This window comes from Modestobacter marinus, assembly GCF_011758655.1.
In the GTDB taxonomy this organism is placed as follows: Bacteria; Actinomycetota; Actinomycetes; order Mycobacteriales; family Geodermatophilaceae; genus Modestobacter; species Modestobacter marinus.
Genome location: NZ_JAAMPA010000011.1, coordinates 1 through 8906, shown reverse-complemented (window position 1 = coordinate 8906; position 8906 = coordinate 1). Strand labels below are relative to the sequence as shown.

General features: G+C 70.1%; 10 protein-coding genes and 1 pseudogene. 5 read left to right on the top strand and 6 right to left on the bottom strand.

The features are described 5' to 3' along the window. Together FB380_RS23975 and FB380_RS26300 are read right to left on the bottom strand one after the other, a co-directional pair. The coding region (locus tag FB380_RS23975; protein ID WP_208384087.1) for an ISL3 family transposase at positions 1 to 1179 on the bottom strand (1179 nt) is incomplete at its 3' end. Between the two features lie 398 nt (positions 1180 to 1577). Beyond that, positions 1578 to 2135, bottom strand: coding sequence for an RHS repeat-associated core domain-containing protein (locus tag FB380_RS26300; RefSeq protein WP_481822777.1), 558 nt, complete (start codon positions 2133 to 2135; stop codon positions 1578 to 1580). A gap of 290 nt (positions 2136 to 2425) precedes the next feature. Between FB380_RS26300 and FB380_RS26170 the strand changes: the two genes are divergently transcribed. Genes FB380_RS26170 through FB380_RS23955 form a run of 3 tightly spaced genes read left to right on the top strand, consistent with a single transcriptional unit; the run spans position 2426 to position 3833 of the window. Beyond that, on the top strand, positions 2426 to 3082 hold the full coding sequence (locus FB380_RS26170) for a helix-turn-helix domain-containing protein (protein ID WP_166757828.1): 657 nt from the start codon (positions 2426 to 2428) through the stop codon (positions 3080 to 3082). Next, the gene (locus tag FB380_RS23960; protein ID WP_166757829.1) at positions 3079 to 3288 is read left to right on the top strand and encodes a hypothetical protein; all 210 of its coding nucleotides are present in this window, start codon (positions 3079 to 3081) and stop codon (positions 3286 to 3288) included. Before FB380_RS26170 ends, FB380_RS23960 begins: the two co-directional genes overlap by 4 nt. Positions 3289 to 3344: 56 nt before the next feature. After that, entirely contained in the window at positions 3345 to 3833 is a 489-nt protein-coding gene (locus FB380_RS23955) for a hypothetical protein (protein WP_166757830.1), read from the top strand. 161 nt (positions 3834 to 3994) lie between these two features. On the opposite strand, the pseudogene FB380_RS23950 reads toward FB380_RS23955, so the two are convergent. The 3 genes and pseudogenes from FB380_RS23950 to FB380_RS23940 all read right to left on the bottom strand — a co-directional run bounded on the left by FB380_RS23950 (position 3995) and on the right by FB380_RS23940 (position 6620). Next, positions 3995 to 5686 (bottom strand): annotated as a pseudogene (locus FB380_RS23950) (IS30 family transposase). After that, a complete protein-coding gene (locus tag FB380_RS23945; protein WP_166757831.1) occupies positions 5616 to 6284 on the bottom strand; it encodes an IS3 family transposase in 669 nt (222 codons plus the stop codon). The pseudogene FB380_RS23950 and the gene FB380_RS23945 overlap by 71 nt, the downstream one beginning before the upstream one ends. Positions 6285 to 6329: 45 nt before the next feature. Further along, positions 6330 to 6620 carry a transposase gene (locus FB380_RS23940; RefSeq protein WP_166757871.1) on the bottom strand — a complete coding sequence of 97 codons (291 nt, stop codon included), beginning with the start codon at positions 6618 to 6620 and terminating at the stop codon, positions 6330 to 6332. Positions 6621 to 6883: 263 nt separating this feature from the next. Between FB380_RS23940 and FB380_RS23935 the strand changes: the two genes are divergently transcribed. Then, a complete protein-coding gene (locus FB380_RS23935) occupies positions 6884 to 7690 on the top strand; it encodes a GAF and ANTAR domain-containing protein (protein ID WP_312018794.1) in 807 nt (268 codons plus the stop codon). Then, positions 7677 to 8420, top strand: coding sequence for a GAF and ANTAR domain-containing protein (locus FB380_RS23930; RefSeq protein ID WP_166757869.1), 744 nt, complete (start codon positions 7677 to 7679; stop codon positions 8418 to 8420). Before FB380_RS23935 ends, FB380_RS23930 begins: the two co-directional genes overlap by 14 nt. A gap of 9 nt (positions 8421 to 8429) precedes the next feature. Here the strand turns inward: FB380_RS23930 and FB380_RS23925 are convergent. After that, on the bottom strand, positions 8430 to 8906 hold a 477-nt coding region (locus tag FB380_RS23925; RefSeq protein ID WP_166757868.1), incomplete at its 5' end, for a PP2C family protein-serine/threonine phosphatase.

Sequence of the window (8906 nt, the reverse complement as noted above, 5' to 3'; positions counted from 1 at the left end):
GTTGACGGCTTCGGTGCCGCCGTTGCTGGCGCGGTCGGTGTCGAAGTAGGCCAGGAACGCCTCGCGCCACTGCTTCAGCGTTCGGCCGAGGCGGGCGATCTCGGGCACGGGGCAGGTCGGGAAGGAGTCGATGACCTTCTCGGCGATCTTGCGGCCCTCGGCGGTGTGCTGGTGCCGGTAGGCCGAGCGCAGTTGCTGGGCGCAGGACCAGGCCAGCCAGACGGCCAGGTGTCGTTCGTCGGCGGCGAAGGCGGTCTGCAGCCGTTCCCGCTGCCGGTCGGTGAGGTTCTCCGCGCCGGCCCGCAGGGTGGTCCGGATGCCGTAGAGCGGGTCGTTCTTGCGGCCGCGGTGGCCGTGGATCTCCTGCTGGATGCGGCGCCGGCAGCGGTCCACGGCGTCGGTGCCGAGCTTGACGACGTGGAAGGCGTCCAGCACCGCGGTGGCGTCTTCGAGCTGGTCGTCGATGGCGTTCTTGTAGCCGTGGAACGGGTCGAGGGTGGCCACCTGCACCCGCGCCCGGAAGGCCTGGCCGCGGGCGATCAGCCAGTCGGCGTAGGCCTTGCCCGACCGCCCGGGCACCAGGTCCAACAACCGGGCGCGGACCCGTCCGTGCTGGTCACGGGTGAGGTCGACCATGCCGGTCAGCTCCTTCGGGCCCCGGCCGCCCTCGGTCTCGGGCTTGGTCGAGACGTGATGCCAGATGTGCTCGTCCACGCCGAGGGAGGTGACGCCATCGAAGCGGGCTTCGTCGGCGGCCATCGCATCGAGCAGCGGCTTGATCGACCGCCACACGGTGCGCCAGGTCATGCCCAACTGACGGGCGATGCCGGCGACCGAGGCGTGCTCGCGGCGCAGCTGCCCGACCGCCCACCAACACGCCCGGGTGGTCAGCAGCGCCCGCGGCCGAGCGAGCTTGGCGTACTGCTCGGTGAACGCCTTACCGGTGCACTCGACCTCGGCGCAGCGCCAGGTCCGCTTGCGCCACACCAGCCGGACCGGCCGCCCGAAGCAAGGCACGTCGATCAGGACGACGTCGCGGCGACCGTGGCTGCCGACGAGGACACCACAGGCCCAGGCAGCCCATCGGCTCCGGCGCCGACTCGACCACCACCTGCACCCGGCCGGACTGCTCGAGAACCTCCAGGACGTGAAACCCGTCCAGGCCGACGAGCAGATCACAGCGGTCGCAGTAGGCGGGATCAGGACGTGAGCGCGCGCGAGCGCACGACGTAGGCTCGGACACCGTCGAGGCCTTCCGGTCGGGCAGCTTGGTCGCTCCCGATCTTGGAAGGTCTCGACCCCTTTCCGGCCTCAGCTCACACGCGCGAGTCCCTCACACCCACCGCAGGTACGAAGAGCCCCATTGCCAAGCTCTTCCGTCGAAGCATGAAGAACACACCGACGACTGCCGCCGCTAACGCAATAGCTTCCGTCATATTCCTATGCAACCCCAAGCCCGAAGTTGTAGCCAGCAGTCAGGAACGCGCCAGCTCCCCCGCCTACTCCAGCGGAAGCGGTGGGTTGACCTCCAACGAAGCCCGCGTTTCCGCAGAGGCCTCCCCCGCATCCCCCAGCGGTTATGTATGAACCCGAATCCCTATCCGGGGAACCGGTGAACGATACGTCTCCCCCCACACCAATCCTGGCCCCCACTGAGCCCCCGAGTCCTGACCGAGTGCTATAGGAAACTCCTCCGCACACTGCGATGCCAATCCGATACAGCCCGAAAGGCTGAACGACGCCCTTCCTTGGGGATCGACGTAGTTCACCGGGTTGCTGTTGGCGTATTCGTAGCGGTTGGCGCGGGTGGGGTCGGCGAGGGTCTGTAGGGAGTCTTGTTGAGTGAAGCGGCCGGTGGTGGGGTCGTACCAGCGCTGGCCGAACTTGATGAGGTTGCTGCTGATGTCGTAGGTGCCGCCGGCGTAGCGGAAGGGATTGACGCGCTGGGCGTTAGAGGTGGGGGTGGGGTTAGTGACGGTGACCTCGCCGGTGGGGTCGTAGTCGTAGTCGGCGGTGTGGAGGCCGTCCTGGTTGATCAGGGCGACGGTGGAGCCGAGGCCGTCGTCGGCGTAGTAGTGGACCTGCCCGCTGATCGCCCGGATGGCGATGGGTGTGCCGTTGGGGTCGTGGGCGATGTAGTTCTGACCGTCGCCACCGGCTTCGTAGGCTTCGATCAGCGGCAGCCCGTTGGCGTCGTTGCGTCCGTAGCCTGGCCTCCCCGCAGCTGAGCAGGCTCCCCGGCCCGTCCTGGTTCAGAGTGGTCGCCCCGGTTCCGGACCAGATCGACGAGCACTGGCCACCGGTACAGATGCAGCCGGTCCCGGCGGGCGTTCTACCGTCCCTGCGTGGGCGCAGAGCGGGCCGAGGGCGACGCGCGAGCCATCCCCAAATCACCCATGCTGGGGACGGCCGGCTCAGTGCTCTCGTGTCGGCCAGCCGCACCGTCCGATCTCGATGTACAGTTGTTACAGTTACGACCTGGGAGGCAGAGATGGTGCGACACGCTCCGGACCGGACGGCTGCGTTGGGTTTTGTCTCGCGCGACTTCTCGACCGGCCTGTCCGCGGCACCGACCGTCTCGCTGACGGTCGGGACCGAGCGCGCCGACCTCAACGACCGCGGCCGGTCGATCGTCGCAGCGCTGTTTGATGCCGAACCGGACACGCTGGCCCGGGTCGAGGATCTGCTCAATCGCCGCAAGCCGGTCGAGATGGTCAGCCCGGAGGAGGCCGCGGTCATCCTCGGTGTCTCCCGCCCCACCGTCGTGCGGTGGGCGTCTGCTGGTGAACTCACCGACCACCCAGTCGGATCCCACCACCGCTACCCACGCGCCGAGGTCGAGCGGCTGCGGGAGGCACGCGCTGCCGCGGCGGCCGCCAACCGCGAAGCGGCGCAGGCTGCCCGCGCGCGGGCCGAGGAGGCCGGGGACCTGGATGTGGCGCCGACTCCCGAGGAGCTGATCGCCGCCGGTGCGGCGTTCCGAGCCGGGGACAAGGCAGCCGCTGAGGTCGTGTTTGCCCGGGCACGGCGTGCCGAGGCACACCGCTCAGCAGCAGCCGCCGGCACCCCTGCCGGGTCGTGACCGCAGGAGCTGCGGCCTGGCCCAATCCGCTTGAGGACGAGTACGAGCTCCGGGTGACCGCCCGGGCCCGGGAAGACCTGCGCGTCTCGGGCTTCCCGGCCCGGGACCTGGCGGACATGGCGCACGCCAGTCCCTGGGGCAGCCTGATCGACAAGTTCACCTCTCAGCGCGCCCTTTGGACCCTGCCGGCACCGAGGAACCCCTGAAGGCTGTCCACCGGCCGGACATCTTCAAGCTCGACGGCCGAGATGGTCAACGAGCTGTGACCTGGCACGACACCAAGCACGCGGTGGTCTGGCTGCTGGCGTTCACGCCCGACCACGACTACGCCGAGATGGTCCGCCGCGCCGGCGCGCCGAACCGGCGCGGCACCGGCGGGGCCAACCAGCTGCTGCCCTCGCAGCAGGACTACGAGGAGCTGCAGTACGACCGCGGCTCCGACTGGGCCTACGAGCAGGCCGCGAACGCCTTGCAGGCGTTCGTCCACGAGGCGATCAAGATACCCGGTGTGACCCGGCGGGCGTCCCTGGCCGGAGTGGTCCTCGCCGAGTGCCAGGTCATCGCTGGCACGCCGGATCTGCTGCACCTGCGCTTCCTCGTGCCGCCCCTGCAGGCTGGAGTGCTGCCCTCGGGCTTCCACTGGACGCTGACCGGTGGCCTCGCCGGCGTCGACATCAGCACCATCCAGGAGACCCCGTTCCCCGGAGAGCCCCGCAAGGGCACGCTCAGCATCAGCTGCCAGCTGCCCTGACCCTCGCCGTCGGAGGACCGCGGTATCTAGCTGCTCACCCTGGCGGGCGAGGCGCTGGTGGCTCTGCAGCTCGCCCCCGGGAGCGAGCTGCAGAACACGGCGCCCGCGTGGGGCGGTTCCGCTGGGCGGAGCCGCTCTAGCCGAGCGACCGCTTCACCCACTTATCTCGCCCAATGCCCGAGCCACGGGTCTCGCCCAATGCCCGAGCCACGGGCGCGTCGAGCAGGTGATGAGCCACGACAGCGAGCGCCAGCACCTCCAGGCCAGAGGACACCCCGGACTTCCTGGCCAGGTGCCGCACGGCCAGCCCAACCAGGGCATGGGAGAGGACAAGGGCTGTCGGACGGGAGGACCGCTGCGTCATGGGTGCACGCTAGAGCTTCCCCTGTGACGAAAAGCAGTGACGCGCCCGAAGGTGTCACGCGCACGCTGGTGAGTCGGTGTGTTGGCGGGGTGGGGCGAGGACGCCGGTGACTACTGCCGGCGGAGTGACTGGGCCAGTGAGTAGGCGGGGAGCAGTCGAGGTTGTGCCGCGTCCGGCCGTAGCGGCGGGTGGTGCGAGGGTCGCGGTGTCTGAGGGCGTCCTGGACGTCCTGGAGGGGGATGCCGATGGCCAGTGCTTCGGTGGCGAATCCGTGGCGGAGGCTGTGCGGCTTGGTGCCGGTGTCGAGGGCGAACTGGGCATGCCCGGAGAGCTCCTTGCCCCGGTCCCAGGTGAGCGTCGCGCGCAGCTGTTCGGGCAGTCTTGTCATCGACGCGGTCAGCGCCGCGTTCATCGCGAGGGCCCCGTAGCCGCCGAGGGAGGGGCCGTTTTTCACCGTCGGCCGCTCGCGCCAGCCGTCCATGCGGGGTAGGTGCACCAGCAGCGTTGAGCGGCTCGAGCGCTCCACGAGCGTGCCGATCGCCGAACGGCCGGTGCCGATGATCAAGTCGCCTTCCCAGTGGCCCGGAACGGCTCGGTCGGCGGCGTCGGCGGGCCGCTGGCTCAGCACCACGTCGGCGCTGATATGCCCCTGAGGCTTGTTCCGGGTTCGGGCTCGTGGTTCTCGCAACGCCCGTCCGGTGCGTAGGCACGCAACAAGCTCACGCTTGAGGGCACCGCGCCCCTGGATGAACAACGCCTGGTAGATCGCCTCGTGGCTGATCCGCATGGACTCATCGTCGGGGAAGTCGACCCGGATGCGGTTGCTGATCTGCTGCGGGCTCCAGGCTGTCGCCCAGCGCCGATCTGCCCGATGGGGCTTCATCTTGCGCCCCTTCCACCCGGCCGCGGCTGGCCCAACCACGACCGTGCCGTCAGCTCGCCGCACGGTGGCATCCAGCCGCTCCTGGACGTAGTAGCGCAGGTGCTCGTTGGTGATGAGCTTGGCGACCTTGGGGCGCCTGGTGGCCTGCTAGGCCTTCCACTGGGCGACCGTCGCGCGGTACTCCAGCGTGCCGCCGCGCGTGGCGGCGTTGCGGCGGAGCTCACGGGAGATCGTCGACGGATCGCGCTGCACAACGCGGGCGATCTGACGCACTCCGGTGCCCCTGGCGCGCAGGGGCGCGATCTCCTCGCGCTCCTCGAACGTCAGGTAGCGGCCCGTGGGCTCGGCCAGCGAGATCGGGGGCATGCCGCCAGCGTGTCGAAACCACCGGGTGCCCACCGGCCAGGACACGCCGACGGCCAGCGACGCCTCGACGGTGGTGACTCCCGTGGCGATCAGCCGCCAGAACTGACGCTGCACCACCCGTGAGGGCTCCGGCCGGCCGGGCGAACGCATCGCCGGCCGAAGCGCACGATCAGCACGCCACTGCCGACGCACCCCCTCGGGCACATCGCTGGCCTTCTTGCTCCAGTCCGCTGTCGCCATGACCCAGACCTCCACGATCAAGGTGTTGCGACGACCGGTGGAATCCACCCTGCGTGCCGCGGTCGGAGTGGTGCACCGTTCCGGCCGGCGGTTTGCGGGTGGTGATGGCCATGCCGACGGCGTCGAGGACGAGTTCGGTGCGTAGGTGGTCGGCCATCGCCCAGCCGACGACCTTGCGGCTGAAGGCGTCGACGACGACCGCCAGATAGAGGAATCCCTCCCAGGTGCGTAGGTAGGAGATGTCGGCGACCCACAGCTGGTTGGGTCTGGCCGCGGTGAAGTTCCGCTCCACCGGGTCCGGGGCGGTCGCGGTGGAGACCGCGCGGCGGCCGTACTTGCCTCGCCGGCGCCGGTGCACTCCCTCGATCGAGCCCAGCCGCATCAGGCGGGCAACCCGTTTCCGGTTCCAGTCGTGCCCGCGGTCGCGGACCTCAGCGGTCAGCCGGCGGGCGCCGTAGATCCGGCGGTGCTCGACCCAGGCTTGACGGGCAGCCTCGGTCGCGGAGTTCGGCGGCCGTCGGCCCGCCGGCGCGGGCGGCCCAGGCGTAGAAGCTGGTGGGGCTGAGCCGGAACACCCGGCAGAGACGGCGCACGCCATAGCTGGTCTTCTCCGCAGCGATGAACTCGCAGACCAGTCCGCGGCTCACCGGCCCGTCTCCCGAGCGAAGAAGACCGCGGCTTTTTTCAAGATCTCCCGCTCGAGTTCCAGCTCGGCTACCTTGCGCCGAAGGCGGGCCAACTCCATCCGCTCATCAGCGGTGAGCGCGGCGGGCCCATCGGCCCGCTCGCGGCGTTCGGCGGCGACCCAGTTGCGCAACGTCTCGTGGTTGATGCCCAGCTCGCCGGCGACGTCTCGGCCGCTGCGCCGGCTATCGAGCACCAGCTGCGCGGCTCGCTGCCGGAACTCCTCGGGGTACTTGCTCCGTCGGCCCATCCGGGCCCTCCCTCCTTGGCTTGCGCCAAGTCTGGAGGTGTTCAGCCGACGGGGGTCACTTCACTTTGCGGCACTTGATCTGGCTGCAGCCGTCCCCGTGGCGCGACCTTCGATGTGATGCCCGGCCCTCAGGGACCCTACAGTCGTCGTGCAGGACGCCGCGATGGTTCCGACCTCGCAGAGGGTGCATATGACCATCAGGGCGCGCACGTTGCCTGACCGGCCGCTGTGATGCGGGCCGTCACCGGCGCGACCGGGCTGCAGTGACCAGCGGGGAGCTCCCTCACGCCTTGACGGTGGCCGATGTCCTGGCAGGTGTGGTGTCCCGCAGGGACCAGCCTGCGTGGCTTCCCTCCTTGGTCAGCAGCTGTGCTGACTCCCTGGGGGCCGTAGGGGTGGGCCTGGCCCTGGCGGACGCCTCGGGCCTGATCGGGGTGGCTGCGGCGACCGCAGGTGCCGGCCAGGCTGGGGAGGACCTGCAGTTCGCCCTCGGGGAGGGACCGTGTCGGCTGGCGTCTGCAAGCCGTCGGCCGGTGGCGGCCCCGGAGCTGGCGGGGGACGAGCGGTGGGTGGAGTTCGCGCCGCAGGCATCCGGGGTGGGGATCGCGGCGGCGTTCAGCGTTCCGCTGCAGGTCGGCGCGGTGTTGTTGGGGGTGCTGGACGTGTACCGGGCGGTACCTGGACCACTGTCGCAGGCGCTGCTGCCCGTGCTGGAGGTCTATGCCCAAGCGGCGACGGCCGTGCTGCTCATGCTCACTGACTCCGGCGGGCGGCCCGCGGGCGCGGCGGAGTTGGCCGAGCTGGCTGACATCCGCCCGGTGGTGCACCAGGCCACCGGCATGATCGCCGTCCAGCTCGACGTTGACCTCACCACCGCACTACTGCGGCTGCGCGCACACGCCTTCCACGCCGGTCGCCCGATGCAGCACCTCGCCGTCGACGTCGTCGCCCGCCGCCTGACGTTGGACCACAGCACAACCGGCGCGCAGCACCACCGAGCTCCAGCGCCTGACGCACCCGTCCCTGACCCATCTGATTTCAAGCAGAGGAATCGCGATGAGCACCCGTGAAGAACTGATCGCCGACGCGCTGCTGGAGCTCTCCGACGCCCTGGTGGAGGACTTCGAGGTCAGCAACCTGTTGCACCGGCTGGTCGACCACGCACTGGAACTCCTGGATGCCGACGCGGCCGGCATCATGCTGGCCGACAGCTCCGGCACGCTGCAGGTCGTGGCATCCAACAGTCACGCCGTGGAGCTGTTGGAGCTCTACGAGCTGCAGGTCGGCTCAGGGCCCTGCCTGGACTGCTTCCGCACCGGCCAGCCGGTGACCCCACCAGACCTGGCGACCGTCCGCGCCTGGTGGCCCGACTTCGCCCCCCGAGTGGAAGCGGCCGGCTATGCCTCCGCTCAGGCCGTCCCGATGCGCCTGCGCGATGAGGTCATCGGGGCCTTCAACATCTTCCGCACCCGCGAAGGAGCCCTCGTGGACCGGGACCTGAGGCTGGCCCGCGCTCTGGCCGATGTTGCCACCGTCGCCCTCATCACCGACCGCACCCTCACCGCCCGCCAGCTCGTCGCCTCCCAACTGCAAGGAGCACTGAGCAGTCGAGTCCTGCTGGAGCAGGCCAAGGGCATGCTCGCCGAACGCGCCGGGATCAGCGTGGACCGGGCGTTCACCGTGATGCGCGACCACGCCCGACGCCACGGCCGTGGCTTGCGTGAAGTCGCCGGCGACGTCGTCTCCGGCCGGGGACTGCTGCCCACCAGCACTCATCCCAGCACCCATCCGGGGACGTGAGCGACCGGCTCAGACGGAGCTATCCGCGAGGTCCGCGGGCAGAACTGACGGGCCGGCCTCGACGGGTCGCGGCCGGCCTTCGGGGTGAGCGCGTACGGCGAGGAGGACGACGTCGTCGTCGGTCTCACCACCGAGTGCGGCCACGAGCTCATCGCAGAGCTGCTCCAGTGTCAGCCCTCGGCTTGCGAGGTCCTCGACGGCTGAGCGCAGCCACTCGAAGCCTTCATCGAGCGGGACGCCCCGGCGCTCGACCAGTCCGTCGGTGTAGAGCAGCACTGTCGAGCCGGGATCTAGGCTGACGGTGTGGTCGTGCCGGGGGCTGCCCACCGTCGCCCCCAGCAGCCGGTCGGCCGGGCGCTCCAGCAGCTCCGCCCGCCCGTCCGGGTGGAGGAGCACCGGTGGGGGGTGCCCGGCATTGGACCAGCGCAGGGTGCGCATCCCGGTCTCGGCCTCGGCCGGGGTCTGCTCGACCTTGGCCAGGACGGC

Coding starts and splice junctions, on each gene's coding strand:
- FB380_RS23945 (WP_166757831.1), bottom strand. CDS start 6,284: ATGGCGTGCGCCGTCTCTGCCGGGTGTTCCGGCTCAGCCCCACCAGCT.
- FB380_RS23940 (WP_166757871.1), bottom strand. CDS start 6,620: ATGGGCCGACGGAGCAAGTACCCCGAGGAGTTCCGGCAGCGAGCCGCG.
- FB380_RS23930 (WP_166757869.1), top strand. CDS start 7,677: ATGAGCACCCGTGAAGAACTGATCGCCGACGCGCTGCTGGAGCTCTCC.